Source organism: Aquirufa echingensis, assembly GCF_042714525.1.
In the GTDB taxonomy this organism is placed as follows: Bacteria; Bacteroidota; Bacteroidia; order Cytophagales; family Spirosomataceae; genus Aquirufa; species Aquirufa echingensis.
In genome coordinates this window covers 523,982-545,373 of the sequence record NZ_JBBKYA010000001.1, presented here as the reverse complement: position 1 = coordinate 545,373, position 21,392 = coordinate 523,982, and the positions used below count along the sequence as shown (strand labels likewise).

18 protein-coding genes are annotated in these 21,392 nt (G+C 41.8%); 8 read left to right on the top strand and 10 right to left on the bottom strand.

The window, feature by feature from the left end:
• Positions 1–5: 5 nt before the first annotated feature.
• Positions 6–1,175 carry a hypothetical protein gene (locus SKC38_RS02400; RefSeq protein WP_377974760.1) on the bottom strand — a complete coding sequence of 390 codons (1,170 nt, stop codon included), beginning with the start codon at positions 1,173–1,175 and terminating at the stop codon, positions 6–8.
• Between the two features lie 142 nt (positions 1,176–1,317).
• Between SKC38_RS02400 and cysS the strand changes: the two genes are divergently transcribed.
• The 5 genes from cysS (at position 1,318) to typA (ending at position 8,342) form a co-directional block, all read left to right on the top strand.
• Complete coding sequence (gene cysS / locus SKC38_RS02395) at positions 1,318–2,805, top strand: cysteine--tRNA ligase (protein WP_377974759.1); 1,488 nt, start codon at positions 1,318–1,320, stop codon at positions 2,803–2,805.
• A 4-nt stretch (positions 2,806–2,809) separates the two neighbouring features.
• Entirely contained in the window at positions 2,810–3,547 is a 738-nt protein-coding gene (locus SKC38_RS02390) for a rhomboid family intramembrane serine protease (RefSeq protein ID WP_377974757.1), read from the top strand.
• A gap of 1 nt (position 3,548) precedes the next feature.
• Positions 3,549–4,403: a rhomboid family intramembrane serine protease gene (locus SKC38_RS02385; RefSeq protein WP_377974755.1), complete on the top strand. Its 855-nt coding sequence runs from the start codon at positions 3,549–3,551 to the stop codon at positions 4,401–4,403.
• Positions 4,404–4,459: 56 nt separating this feature from the next.
• Entirely contained in the window at positions 4,460–6,418 is a 1,959-nt protein-coding gene (dxs, locus tag SKC38_RS02380; protein WP_377974753.1) for a 1-deoxy-D-xylulose-5-phosphate synthase, read from the top strand.
• Positions 6,419–6,533: 115 nt separating this feature from the next.
• Entirely contained in the window at positions 6,534–8,342 is a 1,809-nt protein-coding gene (gene typA, locus SKC38_RS02375) for a translational GTPase TypA (RefSeq protein WP_377974752.1), read from the top strand.
• Between the two features lie 33 nt (positions 8,343–8,375).
• Here the strand turns inward: typA and SKC38_RS02370 are convergent, their stop codons facing one another.
• The 8 genes from SKC38_RS02370 to SKC38_RS02335 form a co-directional block, all read right to left on the bottom strand.
• The gene (locus tag SKC38_RS02370; RefSeq protein ID WP_377974750.1) at positions 8,376–10,331 is read right to left on the bottom strand and encodes a ComEC/Rec2 family competence protein; all 1,956 of its coding nucleotides are present in this window, start codon (positions 10,329–10,331) and stop codon (positions 8,376–8,378) included.
• Positions 10,332–10,348: 17 nt separating this feature from the next.
• On the bottom strand, positions 10,349–10,921 hold the full coding sequence (nadD, locus tag SKC38_RS02365) for a nicotinate (nicotinamide) nucleotide adenylyltransferase (protein ID WP_377974748.1): 573 nt from the start codon (positions 10,919–10,921) through the stop codon (positions 10,349–10,351).
• Between the two features lies 1 nt (position 10,922).
• Positions 10,923–11,489, bottom strand: a complete 567-nt coding sequence (gene gmk / locus SKC38_RS02360; protein WP_377974746.1) for a guanylate kinase — start codon at positions 11,487–11,489, stop codon at positions 10,923–10,925.
• A gap of 20 nt (positions 11,490–11,509) precedes the next feature.
• Entirely contained in the window at positions 11,510–11,782 is a 273-nt protein-coding gene (locus SKC38_RS02355; RefSeq protein ID WP_377974745.1) for a hypothetical protein, read from the bottom strand.
• Positions 11,783–11,860: 78 nt separating this feature from the next.
• Positions 11,861–12,445 carry a sigma-70 family RNA polymerase sigma factor gene (locus SKC38_RS02350; RefSeq protein ID WP_377974743.1) on the bottom strand — a complete coding sequence of 195 codons (585 nt, stop codon included), beginning with the start codon at positions 12,443–12,445 and terminating at the stop codon, positions 11,861–11,863.
• An 84-nt stretch (positions 12,446–12,529) separates the two neighbouring features.
• A complete protein-coding gene (locus tag SKC38_RS02345) occupies positions 12,530–13,039 on the bottom strand; it encodes a hypothetical protein (RefSeq protein ID WP_377974741.1) in 510 nt (169 codons plus the stop codon).
• Between the two features lies 1 nt (position 13,040).
• The gene (gene mreC / locus SKC38_RS02340) at positions 13,041–13,880 is read right to left on the bottom strand and encodes a rod shape-determining protein MreC (protein ID WP_377974739.1); all 840 of its coding nucleotides are present in this window, start codon (positions 13,878–13,880) and stop codon (positions 13,041–13,043) included.
• 19 nt (positions 13,881–13,899) lie between these two features.
• The gene (locus SKC38_RS02335) at positions 13,900–14,925 is read right to left on the bottom strand and encodes a rod shape-determining protein (protein ID WP_377974737.1); all 1,026 of its coding nucleotides are present in this window, start codon (positions 14,923–14,925) and stop codon (positions 13,900–13,902) included.
• A 322-nt stretch (positions 14,926–15,247) separates the two neighbouring features.
• Here SKC38_RS02335 and SKC38_RS02330 point away from each other — a divergent pair, with 322 nt between their 5' ends.
• Positions 15,248–16,174 (top strand): AraC family transcriptional regulator, encoded by a 927-nt coding sequence (locus SKC38_RS02330; protein ID WP_377974736.1) that lies wholly within the window; start codon positions 15,248–15,250, stop codon positions 16,172–16,174.
• 62 nt (positions 16,175–16,236) lie between these two features.
• Here the strand turns inward: SKC38_RS02330 and SKC38_RS02325 are convergent, their stop codons facing one another.
• Positions 16,237–17,919 carry a pseudouridine synthase gene (locus tag SKC38_RS02325; protein WP_377974734.1) on the bottom strand — a complete coding sequence of 561 codons (1,683 nt, stop codon included), beginning with the start codon at positions 17,917–17,919 and terminating at the stop codon, positions 16,237–16,239.
• Between the two features lie 123 nt (positions 17,920–18,042).
• On the opposite strand from SKC38_RS02325, the gene SKC38_RS02320 reads away from it, so the two are divergent.
• Together SKC38_RS02320 and SKC38_RS02315 are read left to right on the top strand one after the other, a co-directional pair.
• On the top strand, positions 18,043–20,043 hold the full coding sequence (locus tag SKC38_RS02320) for a CHU_0125 family OmpA-like outer membrane integrity protein (RefSeq protein WP_377974732.1): 2,001 nt from the start codon (positions 18,043–18,045) through the stop codon (positions 20,041–20,043).
• Between the two features lie 7 nt (positions 20,044–20,050).
• Positions 20,051–21,391, top strand: a complete 1,341-nt coding sequence (locus SKC38_RS02315; RefSeq protein ID WP_377974731.1) for a dihydroorotase — start codon at positions 20,051–20,053, stop codon at positions 21,389–21,391.
• Position 21,392: the final 1 nt, after the last annotated feature.

Sequence of the window (21,392 nt, the reverse complement as noted above, 5' to 3'; positions counted from 1 at the left end):
AAGATTTAACCAACCTTCGGACAACGTGTGAAGGCTTGGTCTGGATTAAAAAATAAACGATATGTAATGTAAGTCTTTTCATTTGTTGCTCCCAACTGGGAAACAAAGCGCAGCATTTTGGGATTAAAATCTCCCACCCAATTCATGTCCATTGTCTCATAAGGATAGAATGGATTTTCCCGAGCTGCTGTACGGAATCGAAGGGCGATTGCTGATTCCACGCCACGTCCTTGGTGATCAGGCACTACGCCAAAAATCACACCACATGCACGCGTCAATGCACCACGCATTTTCAACAACAAAAATTTAATCAACCCCCACCAATTCAGGCGACCATTCAAGTGTTTGATGATTTGATTTAAATCAGGGATAACAATAAAAAAGGCAACAGGATCACCCGATTGCGTATAAGCAAACCAAAGTAATTGCTCATCGATAATCGGCTTCATGGTTTTCACTAAGCGCTGAGCTTGTTCCGAACTCATCTCCTTTACACCAGGGAATTTGGCCCAAGCTGCGTTGAAAATGAATTTAAAATCCTCAGCGTATTTAGCCAAATTTGACTTTTCAATGTGCCTAAAAACATATTCAGGGTTTTGATAAATCCGGTTGGCCTTTTCTTCAATGGCAGGTGTTACGTTTGCTCCTGTAATAGAAGATACATATACATATTGTTGGAAGTAATCCCGGAATCCATAGTTTTCAAAGAAATGAATGTAATAAGCTTTGGTCCATGGCATTTTATAGGTTGGCTCATACTCCCAACCTTTTACCATTAATCCCCAAAAACTATCGCGCTCACCAAAATTAATCGGGCCATCCATGCCTTGCATTCCTTTGGAAATCAACCATGATTTGCATGCATCAAATAGCAAAAAGGCGGCCTTTTCATCCTCAATACATTCAAAAAAGCCCATTCCACCGACCGGAACTTCGTCCTTACTCTTTTCATAAAATGCCGCCACTCGACCTATCGCCTCACCTGCATCATCGAATAAAACCCAACGAATTGCTTCGCCATGTTTGAAATGCCCATTCTTCTTCGGGTCAAAAACAGATTCCACATCATTATCTAAGGGGCGAATCCAATTGGAATCCGACGCATATAGACGAACTGGGAATTGCAAAAAAACACGTTGAAGCGATTTATCCTCGCCTACTTCCTTTAACACCATGATGGATTTTCAAAAAACACACAAAGATAACACAATCTGAAAAGAATCGTTTGAAATTGTCAAAATGCTATGTTTGGTGAATTAAAAGAATCAGCGTAATTTTAATTCCTTTTTGAGGACTCTACAAAAGCACCTAGGATTCATGCAGCCATTAAAAATCTACAATACGCTCAGCCGAGAAAAAGAAGTATTTACTCCCATCAACGCCCCGCATGTTGGACTCTATGTCTGTGGACCTACCGTGTACAATTACGTTCACCTAGGTAACCTGAGAACCTTCACATCCTTTGACATTTTACACCGATATCTGAAATTCATCGGTTACCAGGTTCGCTATGTACGAAACATAACGGATGTTGGCCATTTAGTAGGAGATGGGGATGAAGGCGAAGACAAAATTGGCAAAATGGCCAAATTGGAGAAATTAGAGCCCATGGAAATTGTTCAACGCTATACGAACGACTTTCATGATGTGTTGACTCAATTTAATTTGTTACCTCCAAGCATTGAACCAACAGCCACGGGGCACATCGTAGAGCAAATTGAAACGACTAAAATCTTATTAGATAAAGGCTTAGCCTACGAATCGAATGGTTCGATCTATTTCGATATTGAAACTTACAACAAACAAGGTGGCGACTATGGCCATTTATCAGGTCGCGTTTTAGACGACTTACTGACCGAAACCCGCGATTTAGATGGTGTTGGAGAAAAACGCAGTCCTTTGGATTTTGCGCTTTGGAAAAAAGCATCTCCAGAACACATCATGCGCTGGCCTTCCCCTTGGGGAGATGGATTTCCAGGATGGCATTTGGAATGTACCTGCATGAGCCATAAATATTTAGGCGATACATTTGATATTCACGGCGGTGGCATGGACTTAAAATTCCCACACCATGAATGCGAAATTGCTCAGGCAAAAGCAGCACATGGACGCGCGCCTGTCCGCTATTGGATGCACACCAATATGTTGACTGTGAATGGCCAAAAGATGAGTAAATCCTTAGGAAACTCCTTTTTGCCGAGTGAATTAATTGCCGGAGCTCACCCGCTCTTGGAACAAGCCTACAGCCCGATGACCGTTCGCTTTTTCATGTTGCAATCGCAATACCGAAGTACTTTGGACTTCTCGAACGAAGCCTTAAAAGCAGCCCAAAAAGGCTATAAACGCATTGCGAATGGCTTACGCATCATCAAAGGCATGGAATTTGAAGGCGAGGCATTGGCTATCGACGAATTACAAGTTGGCGAAATCGACGCAGCCATTCAAGGTTGCTATGATGGAATGAACGATGATTTGAATACGGCTGTAACAATTTCGCACTTGTTTACGTTATTAAAAAAGATTAATCAGTTGCATACGGGCCAACTAACATTTGCGCAGTTAGGACAAGATGTTTTTGATCGCATGAAGACAAATTACATCAACTTCCTGGAGCAAGTTTTAGGGCTTCGCGAGGAATTTCCGGCGAATCAAGAAGCATTGATTAACGGAATGTTAGCATTATATGCCTCCTTCAAAGAGAAGCGGGAATATGATAAAGTGGACGAAATTCGCGCGAGTTTTAAAGCGATGGGTCTATTAGTAAAGGACATGAAAACACGTATTGATTGGGCTTACGAAGAATAAAACTATGTTTAGAAATCTATCTCCTACCGTTCGAAATTTAATTTTCATAAATATTGCAATTTATGTCTTAGGTGGCTTTTTACCACAGGATTTGTTGAGTCTCCATTATTTCCAAGCGAAAGACTTTCACATTTACCAAGTTGTCAGTTACATGTTTGTCCATGCAAGTTTTATGCATTTATTAGGTAATATGTTCGGACTGTATATGTTTGGATCGTTGCTAGAACGGATGTGGGGAGCTCAGCGATTTTTATTTTTCTATTTCTTCTGCGGAATAGGTGCCGGCTTATTGTACATGGGCATTCAGCATTTTATTGATTTCGCGGATTTTCGTCGGGCAACAGAAATCGTCCTAAGCGATCCGAGTTCCATGCATCTCTACGATTATGCACAGCACTATCAGGTTATTTCCCTGCCCAATGGCAATGTGAATATTGAATGGGCGCGAGAAAATTATGCGGAATATGTGAATCGAAGCCAATTGGCGGGAGCATCCGGTGCAATTTTCGGAATTTTAATGGCCTTCGGATATTTGTTCCCTAATTCGGAAATGTTCCTTTTCCCCTTCCCTATTCCCATCAAAGCAAAATACTTTGTGAGTTTTTATGGTCTTTATGAATTGTATCAAGGGATTCAACAATACCAGGGAGATAATGTAGCTCACTTCGCGCACATTGGCGGGATGATTTTTGCTGTTATCCTATTGATGGTTTGGAAGACCAAACGCAATCATTTCTATTGATATGCGCGGATTTTGGAATGATTTAATACGCATATTGCAGCAACCCGGTGAAGGATTGTTGAAAATCATTGCGGTAAATTGTTTGCTATTTCTTGCATTGATGCTGTTCCGCATTGTGATGATTATCAGCGGCAAAGCGTATGTTTATGAGTTGCTTTTGGAGCAATTGACATTATCCGCTGACTTCCAATCAAACCTCTTGCATCCCTGGCGGTTCATCAGTTACTTTTTTGTGCATGTTGAAATTTTCCATTTGGCCTTCAACATGATGTTCCTTTATTGGTTCGGGAAAATTCTACAAGAGGTCATCGGGAATAATAAAAGTGTGCAAACCTTTTTCTTGGGTGGCATCATGGGGGCAATCGCTTTTTTGTTAGCCTATAATTTCATTCCTTTTTTTGAGCGCCAAAATGGGAGTTATTTATTGGGTGCTTCAGGAGGGGTTTTTGCTATTGTTTTGGCTGCTGCCACCCTCCGACCGAATTTCGAGGTCCATCTACTTTTAATTGGTCCCGTTCGCATCAAATACATCGCGGGCTTTTATTTAATTTGGTCGCTTTTGGAGACGGTGGGAACAAATGCGGGGGGTCAAATTGCCCATTTAGGTGGTGCAATGGTTGGCTTTTTCATGGGTTATCTCCACGAACATCCGATTCGTTGGGAAAGATTTAGAAAAAAAGATAGCCCATTCATTTATGCCGATTTAACGCGTGAAAAAAAGCCAAGAAAACAAGCCGAAAACATAGATGAAGAAGAACTGAATCAGATTTTAGACAAAATATCGAAGTCGGGCTACGACAGCCTAAGCAAAACCGAAAAAAGAAGATTGTTCAAGGCAAGTCAAAAAAATGAGTAAGCGTCAAAAACATTTTTACCTTTGTAGAGTTTTTCTTTCACTTGAATAAATTATTTGTGTCAACTCAATTCCCTGCCGGCCCCTTACTAAGCAAGATTCAGGCACCTGCCGATCTGCGTAAGTTACAAGCCAATCAGCTTCCAGCTGTTTGCGAGGAATTGCGTCAATTCATCATCGACCATGTCTCGGTCAATGGCGGACACTTTGGCGCTTCACTTGGAGTGACCGAATTAACCGTAGCCTTACATTATGTTTTTAATACACCTTATGACCAATTAGTCTGGGATGTAGGACATCAGGCTTATGGACATAAAATATTAACTGGTAGACAGGAGGTTTTTCACACGAATCGTTTGTTGGGCGGTATCAGCGGATTCCCCAAAAGATCAGAAAGTGAATATGATGCATTTGGTGTAGGACATTCATCCACATCCATTTCAGCTGCTTTAGGGATGGCTGTTGCATCACGCTATAAAAAAGAATTTGATCGTCAGCACATTGCGGTCATAGGTGATGGTTCCATGACGGCGGGTATGGCTTTCGAAGCCATGAATCATGCGGGAGATATCCCAAACAACATGATTATCATTTTGAATGATAATTGCATGGCGATTGATCCCAATGTAGGTGCTTTGAAAGAATATTTAACCGACATCACGACATCCCATACTTACAACAAGGTAAAGGATGATGTTTGGAATTTATTAGGTAAAATGTCCCGCTTTGGGAAATCGGCACAAGAAATTGTCTCCAAAATCGAGAATGGCCTGAAAGCCACTTTGTTGAAACAAAGCAATTTATTTGAGTCATTCAATTTGCGATATTTTGGCCCGATTGATGGACATGATGTGGAATACCTAGCCACTGTTTTGCGTGATTTAAAAGATATTCCCGGCCCTAAAATTTTGCATTGCGTCACAACCAAGGGCAAAGGATATTCATTAGCCGAAAAAGATCAAACACTTTGGCATGCGCCAGGTAAATTCGATAAGCTAACGGGGGAAATCGAAAAAAAGACCTACGACAATCCACAAGCACCTAAATACCAGGAGGTTTTTGGACACACATTAGTTGAGCTCGCAGAAAAGAACCCCAAAATCATGGGAATTACCCCTGCGATGCCATCGGGCTCCTCGTTAAATATCATGATGGCGGCGATGCCGGACCGTGCATTTGATGTGGGAATTGCGGAACAACATGCCGTTACATTTTCGGCGGGATTAGCTACGCAAGGATTGACCGTTTTCTGTAATATATACAGTTCCTTTATGCAAAGGGGCTACGACCAAGTTGTACATGATGTGTGTTTGCAAAAGTTACCGGTGATTTTCTGCCTAGACCGTGCGGGGTTGGCGGGAGCAGACGGTCCCACGCACCATGGAAATTTGGACATTGCGATGATGCGTTGCGTTCCCAATATGATTGTGGCAGCTCCACGCAACGAGCAAGAATTAAGAAACATCATGTATACAGCATCTTTGGATACATTCAAAGAACGCGGTGAAGCGATCAGCATTCGATATCCAAGAGGTCAAGGGGTCATGCCCGCTTGGCGTACAAATTTTGAAGAAATTGAAATTGGGACAGGCCTTCAAATCAACAGCGGGAAAGATGTGGCCATTTTGAGTTTAGGTCATATTGGGAACGAAGCGATCAAGGCAGTTGAATTATTAGCAAGTCAAGGAATTCAAGCAGCTTTATATGACATGCGCTTCGCAAAACCGCTAGATGAAAAGCTTTTACATGAAATCGTCGCTAAATTTAATACCATCTTAACAGTAGAAGACGCCTCGATTGTTGGAGGATTCGGTTCTGCCATTGCGGAATTCATGGTGGATCATCAATATCAGGCCAACATGATTCGTTTGGGAATCCCAGACCACATTGTGGAACATGGCGAACAAAGTGAATTATATGCACTTTGTGGGATTGATTCGGTCGGAATTGCACAAAAAATAGCTGAGCAATTAGGCCAAAAAGCGAAGGCTAAGGCATCAAGAGCCCTGACAGAATAAATTCCCCACAGCTGATTTTTAATCAATTAGCACTTTTCAAAGAAATTATCCGTACCTTTGCACCTTAAATTCCCCGACTTGGGAGAATTTTAATTCATTCAACGCCTACATTTTTATGCAAAGCATTCGTAACATTGCCATCATTGCCCACGTTGACCACGGTAAAACGACTCTTGTGGACAAAATTATTCATGCCTCTAAAATCTTCCGTGAGAACCAGGAATTTGGAGATTTGATCCTAGATAATAACGACTTAGAACGTGAACGCGGTATTACGATTGTTTCTAAAAACGTATCGGTTCGTTATAATGGAGTAAAAATCAATATCATTGACACACCAGGTCACGCCGACTTTGGCGGAGAGGTGGAACGCGTACTTCGTATGGCGGATGGTGTTATTTTATTGGTTGACGCCTTTGAAGGTCCGATGCCACAAACACGTTTCGTATTATCAAAAGCCATCGCTCTAGGATTGAAGCCTATCGTGGTTGTTAATAAGGTAGATAAAGAAAACTGTCGTCCAGATGAGGTACACGAAAGTGTATTTGATTTGATGTTCAACTTAGATGCAACGGAAGATCAATTAGATTTTCCATGTGTTTACGGTTCATCGAAACAAGGATGGATGAGTGACGATTGGAAAAAACCAACCGACAACATCATCCCATTGTTGGATGCAATCATCGAGCACATCCCAGCTTCTAAAGTTCAAGAAGGAACGCCACAAATGCAGATTACGTCATTGGACTACTCTTCATTCGTAGGTCGTATCGCGATCGGACGTTTAGAGCGTGGAACTTTGACAGAAGGAATGCAAATTTCATTGTGTAAAGCAGATGGCACAACCAAGAAAATGCGCATCAAAGAACTTCAAGTATTTGAGGGTCTTGGTAAAGTAAAAGTTGACAAAGTAGAGTGTGGTGAGATTTGTGCAGTAACAGGTATCGAAGATTTCGAAATCGGTGATACAATCGCAGATGCTGAGAATCCAGAAGCATTGGAGCGTATCGCAATCGATGAGCCTACGATGAATATGTTGTTCACAATCAACAACTCTCCATTCTTTGGTAAAGAAGGTAAATTAGTAACATCTCGTCACATCCGTGAGCGTCTATTCAAAGAGACAGAGAAAAACTTAGCCTTGAAAGTTGTTACAACAGAAAGCGAAGATAAATTCTTAGTATTTGGACGTGGTATTCTTCACTTGTCGGTATTAATCGAGACTATGCGTCGCGAAGGATACGAATTACAAGTAGGTCAGCCTCAAGTAATCTTTAAAGAAGGTCCAAACGGCGAGCGTTTAGAGCCAATTGAATCTTTAGTTGTAGACGTTCCTGCTGAAGTTGCTGGTAAAGTAATTGAATTAGCAACACAAGGTAAAGGTGAATTATTGATCATGGAACCGAAAGGTGACTTGCAACACTTAGAATTCAACATTCCATCTCGTGGATTGATTGGTTTACGTTCGAAAGTTTTAACAGCTACATTTGGTGAGGCGATTATGGCACACCGTTTTATTGCTTACGAAGAGTTCAAAGGAGCTATTCCAGGTCGTATCAACGGGTCATTGATCTCAATGAACACAGGTCCTGCAATTCCTTATGCAATTGATAAATTACAAGATAGAGGGGTGTTTTTCATCGATCCAGGTGAAGAGGTTTACACAGGGATGGTTGTAGGTGAGCACAATCGCCAAAACGACATCGAAGTAAACCTTCAAGCTGCGAAGCAATTAACGAATATGCGTGCGTCAGGTACGGATTCAAATACCAAAATTGCTCCGAAATTAAACTTCTCATTAGAAGAGTGTATGGAATTTATCCAAAAGGATGAATACTTAGAAATCACTCCAAAATCATTGCGTATGCGTAAAATTTGGCTAGATCCAAACGAGCGTAAGCGTAACGAGAAGAAACCAAGCTAATTCTAGAAGGCTGCCTAAACGGGCAGCCTTTTTTTATGGCAAATGAACGGCAGCTTGCTCTGCTAAATAATATACTTTTTTAGGCCAAAAAGTCTTGAGTTTACTCAATCGATACGCACTCGGCTTACGTATAAAATACCAAGTTGACCTCCGCCACGTAGTCAAAAATCGAGGATCTCTCAAATCTAAATCTGCGGCTAGAATCAGATGGCTATTGTGTGGATTTCGTTGGACACTCGGTTTCGTCAGATAGACAAATTCATTCCCCTGATATATCCACTGAAAACTACCTTGTGGCCATTTATGAGTCGAGGTGTCTACCCCTTGATTCCTTGCCCACCAAGGACTGGCATTTGCTTGTAACCATGCCTCACTCACTGCGCCATAGCTTTGCCCATATATCCCTTTGGTTCTTAGAAATACCAACTGCTTTTCCGCCACCGTTAAATAGGCTTCATCCTGCCAGGGCTCCATCAAACGATAAATCATAATAAAGCTCAAGAGGCCTATTCCAAGGTAGAGCCCCCACACCCTACGCATTGCCCGCCAATACCACACCAAGGCGATACCCAAATAATAGGCTCCTAATTCAAATCCATTCATTCGGACAAAGGAAATCACCGTCTGAAAGCGCCCTGTGGTATAAAACATAAGACCATGTAAAAGCTCAAAACTGAATAAAAACAAATGTCCAAACGCAGAAAAAACAATAGGCATATAACTAATGATTGGGGCTAAAATCAGATATAAAAAGCCAATACCCAAAGTGCAAGTCGAAAGCAAAACCAAAGCAGGGTTGAGCAAAAAGAAATAAAAAGGATTGGGGAATTGATGAAAGTAAAAGATAATCAAGGGCCAGGTAAAAATTTGGGCACTGATGGCGACACAGGTCAACTCCCATGTTTGTTGGGCTATCCAAGTTTTTGGCTTCCATAATTGAACGAGTTTATTTTGAAATAAAATAAGCCCGAGCACAGCAGCATAAGACAGTTGGAAGCCCACTTGAAACAATTCATTCGGCTGAATTACAAGTAAAACAAAACACGAAAAAGCCCAAATATTCAACGGATGCGATCGCAAGCGGAACACCTGCGCAAAGAGCAATACCGAGAACATCCAAGCCGAACGCAATACGGGCGCAGAAAATCCAGACATCGCGGCATAAGTCCACAAGACCAGCATGATTAAGGCAAAATATACTTGTAGGCCAACCGTCCTAAAACGCTTTAAGAACCCAAATAAGAACTGCAAACCCATATAAAGTAAGCCAACGTGCATGCCGGACACCGACAAAATATGAATGGCTCCTAATGCCGCATAAGACTGACGTGTTTCAAAATCGATCGTACCACCAATTCCCAAAAACATTGCTTCAGCAACATTGCGATGAACCCCTATCGGCAATGCTTGATGTAAATAAAATACAGCCTGATTTCTAAGCTTATCGATAAAATGGGGCTGCGTTTTTGCATCTCTCAATAAGCTCATACTTTTCGATGCGACAAAAATTGAGGCATATATTCCTTGTCGGGCATAATAAGACTTCCAATCAAATGCTCCAGGCAACAAAGCATCACGTATGGGTTTTAAGCTTCCATAAACTTGATAAACTTGGCCACTCCGAGGTGAGATCCCCTTAAGCGGTACATATAAGATGGCAACGGCGTGAACTTGAATCCATCGATTTTTCTGACGAACAGCAATTACTTTAGCACGAATCTTCAAAGATTTAGCACCTTCAACTGGGTCTTGGTCAACTTGAAATACAAAGGCATCGTGACTCGGAACAATTGTCCATTCATTTGCTATTTGAGCAAATCGAACATAGGATAAGCCCATGATAAAAATAAGGCCTACGATTCTCCACTGGCGAAAAATAAGCATTAAGCTCAAAGCAAATGCCAACAATCCGTAAGGACCAATCAAAAAGCCGATGATCCATAGGCCTAAAATTCGCAGAAAAGGGAAAGGACTAAAAAATGAAAACACATGTTAGGCGAAAAGGCCTAAATGTAGAATTTTTTTGATTGGATTAATTCTTCTACAGTATCAGGAACTAGATATTTTATCGACTGACCTTGTTGTATGCATTGACGAATATACGTTGCCGAAATTTGCAATAATGGTGCCTCAATGCGCGTAACCTGTGGGTGCTGCCACAAATCACTCTGTTTTTGCTCTCCGCGCGGATAAACATAGAGGCCAAAATAATCAAGTATCTTATCGTAATTCTTCCAACTTTTGAATTGTTCGAGGTTATCACCACCCAAAATTAACCGAAAAGAATCGTTGGGGAATTTCTCCGACAAATGCGTCAGTGTATGAATCGTATAGGAAGGTTTACTTAAGTGAAACTCGATATCCGAGCTCTTAAAATGATAATTATCTGCAATGGCACGGTCAACTAAATCCAGTCGATCGAATTCGTGCAAAAGCGTTTTGCTGTGTTTATGCGGATTTTGAGGAGAAACAACAAACCAGATTTGATCTACGTCCGTTTGATTTAATACGGCTTGAGCAATAATGAGGTGGCCATGATGAATGGGATTAAACGATCCAAAAAATAGGCCAATCTTCATCTTATCGCGTAAAATTATCAAATAAACTTTGTGCTTCTTTGACAGCGTCCTCCAATTTGTCGTTCACGAGAATCACATCAAATTTGTCTTGAAATGCCCATTCAAATTTCATTTTAAAAATTCGCTTGGAAAGTGATTCTTCCGTTTCGGTACCACGAGAACGTAAACGCTCTTCGAGCATTTCAAGCGTAGGGACTTTCACAAAAATGGCTAATGCGCGCTCCTTATAATAGTTTTTCAACGCAAGACCGCCTTTCACATCCACATCAAAAATGACATGTTTTCCTGATGCCCAGATACGCTCAATTTCAGACTTCAATGTACCATAATAGGCGCCTGGGTAAACTTCCTCCCACTCGACAAACGCATCTTCATCAATTTTAGCACGGAATTCATCGGGCGTCATGAAATAATAATCTTGACCGTTCGCTTCTGCGCGACCACGTTTATCACGCGTGCAAGCTGAAATAGAAAAACCCAAATTCGGGTTATTCGCTAATAATTCTTTTACAATGGTTGTTTTACCGGATCCGGATGGAGCAGAAAAAATAATGAGTTTACCTTCCAAGTGCTGCTTGATTTAATTAGCTAGCAAAATAACGGAATAAGTATGGAAATAAGGATTAAAACGACGAAAAGTTTTGCTTTAATCCGAGCGAAAAGCGTTTCCGGACATTTACTTGAACAGTTCGATTTAATAGCTTTTCGCAACGATTGCTCAAGTTCATACCCTTCTTGGCATGGCAAACATTGTTCTTTATTAGCAAGAAAAGCTGCCTCTTCTTCAGGAGTTGCCTCGCGATCGATGATACGCTGAATTAACTTTAAACAATCGGGCTGATGGGTACAAGTCTTTTTCATGAGTTTACATGCTTAATGCACTAATTTTTTAACAACGGGGACGGGGAATAAAGTTCATTTTGAAGGAGTGACACATTGTCAGTGGTAGCCTTTACTTTTAGCATAGGCGGCCAAACTATCTTTCAAGATAGCACGCGCACGATGCAGACGTGAACGAACAGTCCCAATGGGTATATCCAAAATACGGGCCATTTCCTCGTAACTAAATTCTTCTAAATCACAGAGTATGATAATCATTCGAAAGTCGACAGGCAACGCTTGTATGGCGGCAGTGATCTCATCCCCCAACATCTCATTGACAGTCTCTGCATGCAGGTCGGCATGTGACGCAGGCTCTTGATCTTCATCACCCGAAAAGGATTGCTCAACCCATTCAAACTCCACTTTCGCGGGGCCACGGGATTTTTTTCGGTAATCATTGATGAAATTATTTTTAAGAATTCGGAATAACCAAGCTTTGGCATAGGTACCAGGCTCGAAGGAATCGATGAAACGAAACGCTTTCATGCAGGTATCTTGTACAAGATCTTGTGCATCATCCTCATCATTGGTTAAGCGTAGAGCAAAGTTGTACATCGCATCAAGATGCGGCATAAACTCTTTCTCAAATAGCACTTGTGCATTGGATCGAGGCATCGAAACCGATTGTGTAGGTGTTTCCATGGGTAGGCAATTTGCACATGGAATATGACATGTGCGTAGACATGCCTGCAAATTTTAGACCAAAAAATAATCTGCCAAAAAGACCTATTCAGGTCGGTTGAAAAATTCCAAAATTCCAAAAACGGCCATCCCTAGTAGCGTCGAAGAAAGTGCTTTCAAGACGCTAAAGCCCAATAAGGACCAGTCGCCGGCCTCTAAAATAAAGAGAAGCAAATGGTGCGACATCAGCATCAGAAATAAATACGGGAAGAACCAAAGCCACTTCATTTCAGCTAATGAAATGCTAGAACGCTCATCGTAACCGTTCGCCGGTGTTAGAATTCGGAAATATACAGGTCGTAACCAGGCCACTAGAACACAGGAAAAGGCATGCATCCCATGAGTGTTATAAAAGACATCAATTACCCAGCCTACCGCCATAGCCCCGAAAAGCAATAACAATGGGTTTACTTGCATCGGAGCTTTGACAAGAAACCACGTATATATAAAGCAAAAAGCCACGTTTGCAATGGCGATATCACGCAAAAACAATACCTGAATCGCGATGGCAAAAACGACTGAGAAAAACCATTTAAAATTAAATGTGAAGTTCATTTTATTCTGCTTTCGGTTTAGTCGTTTCTAATTGAGCTTGTTGGCCTGCTAAACGATTCTTGATAACATAGACGTATTGCAAGGTAGCGAACTGCGTGAACAACATAACTTTAATGTCATGAAACGTATCATCCTTTTCGAGACCTACTTTCGCGACGATACCAATGGGAATGTTGGGCGGAAACACGGCATTGTAGTCAGAAGTCACAACGGTATCTCCTTTAACAACCTTCTTATATTTGGATACATCCATCATATCAGCTACCTCACTTTGGTAACCCGGCCATTTGATATAACCTAATTCCCCACTGCGCTTCAATTTTGCAGAAACAGAATTGCTCGTGTGTAAAACGGACACGACCAAGGATAAATTATCGGTACATGACATCACTTTCCCAACAACACCTGTAGAAGAAATAACGGCCATGCCTGGCTGTATACCGTCTTTTCTTCCCTTATCTAAGGTTAAATAATTTTGGGACATGCTTGTCGACTGGTCGATCACCTTACTGGCCACAGCTTGATAGCGATTTAACATCGCTTCGCTCACATAATAGGGAAGTTTGGTTAAAGGCTGTTGTTGGCTTTTTAAGCGCAACAATTCCGTCCGCAATTGGGCATTCTCACGCGCCAACGTACCATTCACAATACGCAGTTGGTGATAGGTTTTTACCTCCTGAGTCGTAGATAGAATGGAAGCCGCCCACTGATTTGTGGTATTAAAATAAAGTGTATGCTGATAAGCATTGTATTTGAATACTGCCCAAACATTGACCAATTCCAGCAACAAAAGCAAAAGGATTACCCTTTGGCGCGCTAAAAATTGGAACAATTGAATCATGGCTTATCGCGATTGAAAACTAGGTAATTAAAACAGGCTTGTACTTCTCAAGATTTTTCAAGATTTCGCCTGTGCCGCGAACAACAGCCTTCAATGGATCGTCAGCCACGTGAACTTTTAATTGCGTTTTCTTTTCGATACGTTTATCTAAACCATGTAGCATCGCACCACCACCGGCTAAATGAATACCGTTGTGGAAAATGTCACCTGAAAGTTCCGCTGGAGCCCGTTGCAAGGTTTCCATAATCGCAACCTCAATTTTCGTAATAGACGAATCCAAAGCGTATGCGATTTCAGAATAATTGATCAAAATTTCTTTCGGGATACCCGTCATTTGATCGCGACCACGAATTTCGAAATCCGCAGGGGGATTTTCTAATTCTGGCAAAGCTGCACCAACTTGTATTTTAATTTGCTCTGCAGAGCGCTCACCGATCACCAATTTGTGTTCGCGTAATAAATAATCCTTAATGTCACGAGTAAACTCATCACCCGCAACACGAATCGAGTTTTCAACAACGATACCACTCAAAGAGATGATGGCAACTTCGGTTGTTCCTCCTCCGATATCAACAACCAATGAACCATTAGGTTGTTCGATGTCTATTCCAATACCAATTGCAGCAGCGATAGGCTCATGCACCATGTAAACTTCACGAGCACCTGCGTGCTCCGCTGAATCCTTAACCGCACGTTTCTCTACCTCCGTAATACCTGATGGGATACAAATCACCATGCGAAGTGCAGGTGAGAAAAATGAATTTCCACGATCCAACATTTTAATTAACCCACGCAACATCAATTCCGCTGCAGTAAAGTCGGCGATTACGCCATCTTTCAATGGACGAATCGTTTTGATATTATCATTTGTCTTCTCATGCATCATCATGGCTTGTCGACCTACGGCTAACACTTTATTTGTGGTCCGGTCTAAAGCAATAATCGACGGCTCGTCGACAACAACTTGATTTTTGTGGATAATTAAGGTATTCGCTGTACCTAAATCAATGGCGATGTCCTTGGTCAGGAAATTAAATAGTCCCATGGTGTTTCAAATAGGGGAAATAATAAAGCTATACACGCTCTAGAAAACAAATTTACAGATAAAAAATGACCTATTGATTGATTTTATTTCAAATTTTGAGTCACCCTAAAAATAATTATAAAAAACAGATTAGCACAGAAATTCAAACCGCTCCCACCCCGCCAGCGGGATTTATAGGTATATTACAATTAATAGTGGTCGACACATTTCAGCAAATGGACAAAAATTAACATAAAAAAATTTGGAATTATTATCTGATTTATTAGTTTTGTCCAAATTTAAAAGTTAAAACCGTGTTTGTCGGTGGATAATCAGCAATAAAATGGAAGATTACAACAAGATCATTGAGTCCCTTGGGGTCAAATTCATCAAAGCACGAAACATAAGAATATTACAACCTATTCGTATTAAGAATTATTACGATGTGGAAAACTCGCTCTTGATATTGTACAAAGGCGAAGTTTCATTTGGTGAAGAAGACACTCCAGTAGAAGAAGGCGATATGCTATTCATCCCAGGCGGAAAAATGGTGAGCGTAACCTACGGAAACGCTGAGAAACCTAAAGCTGTCAACAATGAAGAGTTCATGACGCACCGCGAATTGTACTTCGACTTGAATATGGAGCCACAGAACATCGGAGCGCATGACAATTCATTTGGTATGGTGGCTTTCGAAGCCAAAGTATTCGATTCTGTGAATTTCTTCACTTCCTTAGATATCCCTCCTTTCTTAATTAAAAAGGACGAAAAGCTCGCTCAAACGATCAAAGAAATCTTATTAGAAGACATGTCGGAAGAAATCGGCAAAGGTCGTATCATTAAGATTAAAACGGAAGAAATTGTCATTGAAGTCATTCGTTACATCATCCAAAACCGTTTATTCGTTGAGCAATTAGCAACAAACAGTACGTATTTCAAAGACCCTCGCTTAATCGACATTTTTGCTTACATCAAAGACCATATCGGTGGCGATTTATCTAATAAGGTTCTTGCTAACGTTGCCAATGTATCTGAAGATTATGTAGGTCAATATTTCAAAATGTTGACTGGAATTAATCCACAAGATTACATCGAATACCAACGTATGGAAGCGGCTGTAGGTTTATTACGTACAACCAAAAAATCAATCCGCGCGATTGGTTCAGAAGTTGGCTATAAAGACACTGCTTATTTCTGTCGTCGTTTCAAAATGATGTTTGGTATTCCAGCAGGAAAAATGAGACGTCGTGAATCGTTGATGAACATCTAAGCGATTCCGCTCTGAACATAAAAAAGGCCCAGTTTTCACTGGGCCTTTTCTTTTGCTAAAAACTATAGCAAGTATTTCAACTTCACTAACTCGCGCTCTGTTAAGTAACGCCAGCTGCCACGTGGCAAATCTTTTTTAGTCAATCCCGCAAAGGTTGTCCGGTCTAGTTTCGTTACTTCGTATCCCAAATGTTCAAAAATACGACGAACGATACGGTTCTTACCTGAGTGAATTTTCACCCCAATTACATAACCGTCTGGCGTAACTTTGGCCAAATCATCGACTTTAATTTCACCATCTTCCAACTTTAAGCCCGCAACGATTTTTTCAAAATCCTCGTCGGTCAATGGCTTATCCAATTCCGCTTGGTAGATTTTCTCAATCTCATTCGATGGGTGCGTCAATTTATCGGCTAATTCGCCATCGTTTGTTAATAAAATTAAGCCTGTCGTATTTCTGTCCAAACGTCCAACGGGATAAATACGTGATTCACCCGCATTTTTCACTAATTCCATAACCGTTTTACGATCTTGAGGATCTTCCGTTGTTGTTAAGAAATCTTTAGGCTTATTCAATAAAACATATGCAGGCTTCTCGCGATTCAAACGACGGTTCCCGTATTTCACGACATCCGTTGGGCCCACTTGGTAACCCATTTCCGTTACAACTTTATTGTTTACTTTAATTTCACCTGCTTCGATCAACTTATCCGCGTCCCGACGAGAGCAAATGCCCGCATTCGCGATGAAACGATTTAAACGAACATCATCGCCACGACGTTCTGTCTGTGCAATTCTCTTTTGAATTTTGGCAGGAGCCGTTTCTTTATAACGGTCTAATTTATAGGCCGGAGAAAAGGCAGGTGCCTGATCATGGCGATTACGCGATTTGAATGTATCACGTTTCGAAAACTTGGCTGGACGCCCGCGATCATCTTCACGCGGAGTAAATTTACGTTCCTCACGTGCTTCAATATTACGTGGAGCCTCATCGCGTGCTGGACGTGGTGAAAAATCACCTCCCGTTCTTCTAAATGGTGCACGAGGAGCTTCACCCTCTTCACGAGGAGCTCGTGGTGTATACGGACGATCACTCGATCCTTCACGATTGAATGGACGACGCTCTCCATCCTCACGAGGTGCACGTGGCGTATAAGGACGATCGCTAGATCCTTCACGATTGTAAGGGCGACGCTCACCACCTTCACGAGGTGCACGCGGAGTATATGGACGATCTCTAGATCCCTCACGGTTGTAAGGGCGACGCTCACCCTCCTCACGAGGTGCACGAGGAGTATATGGACGGTCGCTAGATCCTTCACGGTTGTAAGGGCGACGCTCCCCCTCTTCACGAGGTGCACGAGGCGTATAAGGACGATCGCTAGATCCCTCACGGTTAAAAGGACGACGTTCACCACCCTCACGCGGTGCGCGCGGTGTATATGGACGATCGCTAGATCCTTCACGGTTGAAAGGCCGACGCTCACCACCCTCACGCGGTGCGCGCGGTGTATATGGACGATCGCTAGATCCTTCACGGTTGAAAGGCCGACGTTCACCACCTTCGCGCAGAGCACGTGGTGTATATGGACGATCTCCGCCTTCAAAAGGTTTACGGTCTCCTGCAGACGCCCGATTAGGCCCTGAAGAACGATCACTAAAATTTCTTGCTGTTGAGCGACCACCTGAATTACTACGTGGCGCATCTGAACGACGATTGTCGTCTTTCTGAATTCTTTTTCTCATAAAATATGCAACATCACTGCTGGATTTGACAAGGATTTATTTCCTTGACTGATTGATAATTTATGCAAAGGTACATCAAAAAAACGAGCATAGCTTATTACATTTGAAAGATCTTTAAGGGCCATGCTAGCAAAATCCAGTCAATCCGTCCGTTTACTCGCTTTTTTTATCGTTCTCATAACGATATTTGGCTGTAATCCTACGCGTCAAACAAGCAAAAAAGGCTTGAAATATTTTGAACGAGGCGAATACGAATGGGCCATTCAAGCACTGAAGCCTTTGGCCGATCAAGGTATCGAAGGAGATAAAAGCGCCTATTATGTGGCGGAATCTTACCGACTATCTAATCGGATTGGACTATCACTCCCCTATTACCAAAAAGCCCAATCAAAAGGAATCGACGATATTTTAGTCAATTATCACATTGCCTTAGCAGCAAAATCACTTGGCGATTATACCTTGTGCAAAACCGCTTTAACTAAATTCCTTCAAAGTAAGCCGAATCGTTTCTACCAAATTAAGGCCGAAATTGAATTAGAGAATTTGGATAAAATCCCATCGCTTGTTCAAAAACAAAGCCCTGTTACACTCTTTCCATTAATGGGGAATACCCCTAAAACGGAATTTGCCGCGCAAAAAATTGGAAATGAATTACTCTTTACCAGTTCAAGCAAACCCTTAATTTACAAAAACAATGGACTTCCATTTTTGGGACTTTATAGTGCTCCATTGCTGAAAGAAAACGAAATCACCACGCCACATTTATTCAGCACTCAGCTCTACAAGGAGAATGCCAATGACGGAACTCCCGCATTTTCACACGATGGAACAACGGTTGTTTTTGCACGCGGCAATACCGGCAAAAGCAAGGATCCTTCGCCGGATGTAGATTTATACATTTCGAAAAAAAATGGAAATGATTGGTCGGAACCAGAACGCCTAGCCATATCTGATTCGATCGCTTGGGACGGAAGCCCCTGTTTTTCATTTGATGACCGAACGCTCTACTTCAGCTCAAATCGAAGAGGTGGCAAAGGAGGCCTGGATCTATATCGCGTACCCGTTGACAATTCAGGACGTTTTGGAAGACCTATAAACTTAGGGTCCATCATCAACACCCCTGGGGATGAAATTTTCCCTTATGTAAGTGAAAATGGAAAACTGTACTTTTCATCAGATGGACATCCGAGCATCGGGGGATTAGACCTATACGTAGCAAGTCGAAACGAAAACGAAATCAGTGTCGAGCATTTAGGCGTCCCGTTGAATTCGATTGGCGATGATTTTGCGATTAATTTATCCGACCCGCTTTCGGGCTATATCAGTTCCAACCGTCCCGGCGGCAAAGGAGATGACGACATTTATTTCTTTAAGTCCAGCGGAAGCGAAGAACATTGGTGGTCAAATGATACCACGTCAACGCAAGTGCCACAAGCATTAAAAACGGTCAATTATGCGTTAGCCGTACAAGTCGTTCAACCGGATGGCAAGACGATTCCGGGGGTTCAGGTAAGTGCAAGAAGAAATGGGGAATCTAGCGAAGTTTTTACTACGGATAAACTGGGGAAAATAGAACCAATCAATTTAAACTCGGGCGATGAGGTTCAGTTCAAACTTGAAAAAGACGGATATATTTCGGCTCGTTCGAGCTTTTCGTTGGAAGGCAGAGAAATCCCACAGGCTTTGCTAAAAAAGGAACTCACGGATACAACGTTTGCGTTTAAAATCGTGATGGACCAACCGGAAATCGGCAAAGAAATTAGTCAATTTTACCAGTTGAATTCCATTTATTACGATTTAGACAAAGCAGATATCCGACCAGACGCAGCTATTGAATTAGACAAAATTGTCAATTTCTTGCAGGATAACCCACAAGTGAATTTGGAATTGGGTGCCCATACAGATGCCCGTGCAACGGCTGCATATAATCAGAAGTTATCACAACGCCGCGCGGAATCAGCTGTAAAATACATCTTACAACGCGGTATCGCAAAAGACCGAATCAAACCGAAAGGTTATGGCGAAAGCCAATTAATCAATGAATGTTCAGACGGGGTAGATTGCCCAGAGGAAATGCATCAGCAGAACCGTCGGACAGAGTTTAAAATCATACAAATAAATTAGAAATAATATGTCGGCATACTTATTAAAAAATGGTCAAATCGTCAACGAAGGGCAAATCACGCCAGGTGATATTCGCATTAAAAACGGCCGAATTGAGAAAATCGGAACGAGCTTAAGTCCGGAAGGAAACGAACAGATCATTGATTTAGAATGCAAACATGTTTTTCCAGGTATGATTGATGACCAGGTCCACTTTAGAGAACCCGGTTTGACACACAAGGCAACCATTGCTAGCGAAGCACGCGCGGCAGTAGCCGGGGGTGTAACGAGTTTTATGGAGATGCCGAACACCGTTCCGAATGCACTGACGCAAGAATTACTTTCGGACAAATACCACATCGCACATGAGAGCTCTTTGGCCAACTACTCTTTCTTTATGGGGGCTGCCAATGACAATTTGGAAGAAGTATTAAAGACGAACAAAAACAATGTTTGTGGGATCAAGATATTCATGGGATCTAGCACAGGAAATATGCTAGTGGATAATACCAAAACCCTAGAAACACTTTTCAATTCCAGCGAATTATTGATTGCGACGCATTGCGAAGATGAGGCAACAGTGCGTGCGCGTCTGGAATTATTCAGAGAAAAATACCCAACGGAAGATGCACCGGCCTTTATTCATCCCTTGATTCGTAATGAAGAGGCTTGTTATTTATCTTCATCGATGGCGGTAGATTTGGCGAAAAAGTCCAATACCCGTTTGCACATTTTACATATTAGTACAGAGGAAGAACTAGCCTTATTCGAAACAGGTAAGCCTGTGAAAGACAAACGAATTACAGCTGAGGCCTGTGTTCATCACTTGTGGTTTGATGCCGCAAGCTATGAAACTTTAGGAAATCAAATCAAATGTAATCCTGCCATCAAAGATGGAAGACATCGTGCAGCGATCAGACAAGCACTTCAAACAGGAGCTATTGATGTCATTGCCACAGATCACGCTCCACACACGTGGGAGGAGAAACAACAAGGTTATTGGAAATCACCTTCTGGCCTACCCTTGGTTCAGCACCCCTTATTGATGTTATTAGAAATGAGCCAAGAAGGTGTATTAAGCCTTCCTCAAATTGCAGAAAAAATAGCGCATAATTTGGCTGAATGTTTCCAAATTCAAGATCGCGGATATATCAGAGAGGGTTATTGGGCAGATTTGGCAATTGTTGATTTACAGCAATCGCACGAAGTGACAAAATCATCACTACATTATCAATGTGCCTGGTCACCCTTAGAAGGACATAAATTCCCAGCGAGCATTACACACACGTTTGTCTCAGGACATTTGGCCTATGCAAATGGCCGATTTGATATGAGTAAAAAAGGAATACGACTACTTTTTAATCGTTAGG

Bases quoted from the DNA above. Each gene is read 5' to 3' on its own strand.
- SKC38_RS02400 (WP_377974760.1), bottom strand. From the start codon at position 1,175: ATGGTGTTAAAGGAAGTAGGCGAGGATAAATCGCTTCAACGTGTTTTT.
- cysS (WP_377974759.1), top strand. From the start codon at position 1,318: ATGCAGCCATTAAAAATCTACAATACGCTCAGCCGAGAAAAAGAAGTA.
- SKC38_RS02390 (WP_377974757.1), top strand. From the start codon at position 2,810: ATGTTTAGAAATCTATCTCCTACCGTTCGAAATTTAATTTTCATAAAT.
- SKC38_RS02385 (WP_377974755.1), top strand. From the start codon at position 3,549: ATGCGCGGATTTTGGAATGATTTAATACGCATATTGCAGCAACCCGGT.
- typA (WP_377974752.1), top strand. From the start codon at position 6,534: ATGCAAAGCATTCGTAACATTGCCATCATTGCCCACGTTGACCACGGT.
- nadD (WP_377974748.1), bottom strand. From the start codon at position 10,921: ATGAAGATTGGCCTATTTTTTGGATCGTTTAATCCCATTCATCATGGC.
- SKC38_RS02355 (WP_377974745.1), bottom strand. From the start codon at position 11,782: ATGAAAAAGACTTGTACCCATCAGCCCGATTGTTTAAAGTTAATTCAG.
- SKC38_RS02350 (WP_377974743.1), bottom strand. From the start codon at position 12,445: ATGGAAACACCTACACAATCGGTTTCGATGCCTCGATCCAATGCACAA.
- SKC38_RS02345 (WP_377974741.1), bottom strand. From the start codon at position 13,039: ATGAACTTCACATTTAATTTTAAATGGTTTTTCTCAGTCGTTTTTGCC.
- mreC (WP_377974739.1), bottom strand. From the start codon at position 13,880: ATGATTCAATTGTTCCAATTTTTAGCGCGCCAAAGGGTAATCCTTTTG.
- SKC38_RS02335 (WP_377974737.1), bottom strand. From the start codon at position 14,925: ATGGGACTATTTAATTTCCTGACCAAGGACATCGCCATTGATTTAGGT.
- SKC38_RS02330 (WP_377974736.1), top strand. From the start codon at position 15,248: ATGGAAGATTACAACAAGATCATTGAGTCCCTTGGGGTCAAATTCATC.
- SKC38_RS02325 (WP_377974734.1), bottom strand. From the start codon at position 17,919: ATGAGAAAAAGAATTCAGAAAGACGACAATCGTCGTTCAGATGCGCCA.
- SKC38_RS02320 (WP_377974732.1), top strand. From the start codon at position 18,043: ATGCTAGCAAAATCCAGTCAATCCGTCCGTTTACTCGCTTTTTTTATC.
- SKC38_RS02315 (WP_377974731.1), top strand. From the start codon at position 20,051: ATGTCGGCATACTTATTAAAAAATGGTCAAATCGTCAACGAAGGGCAA.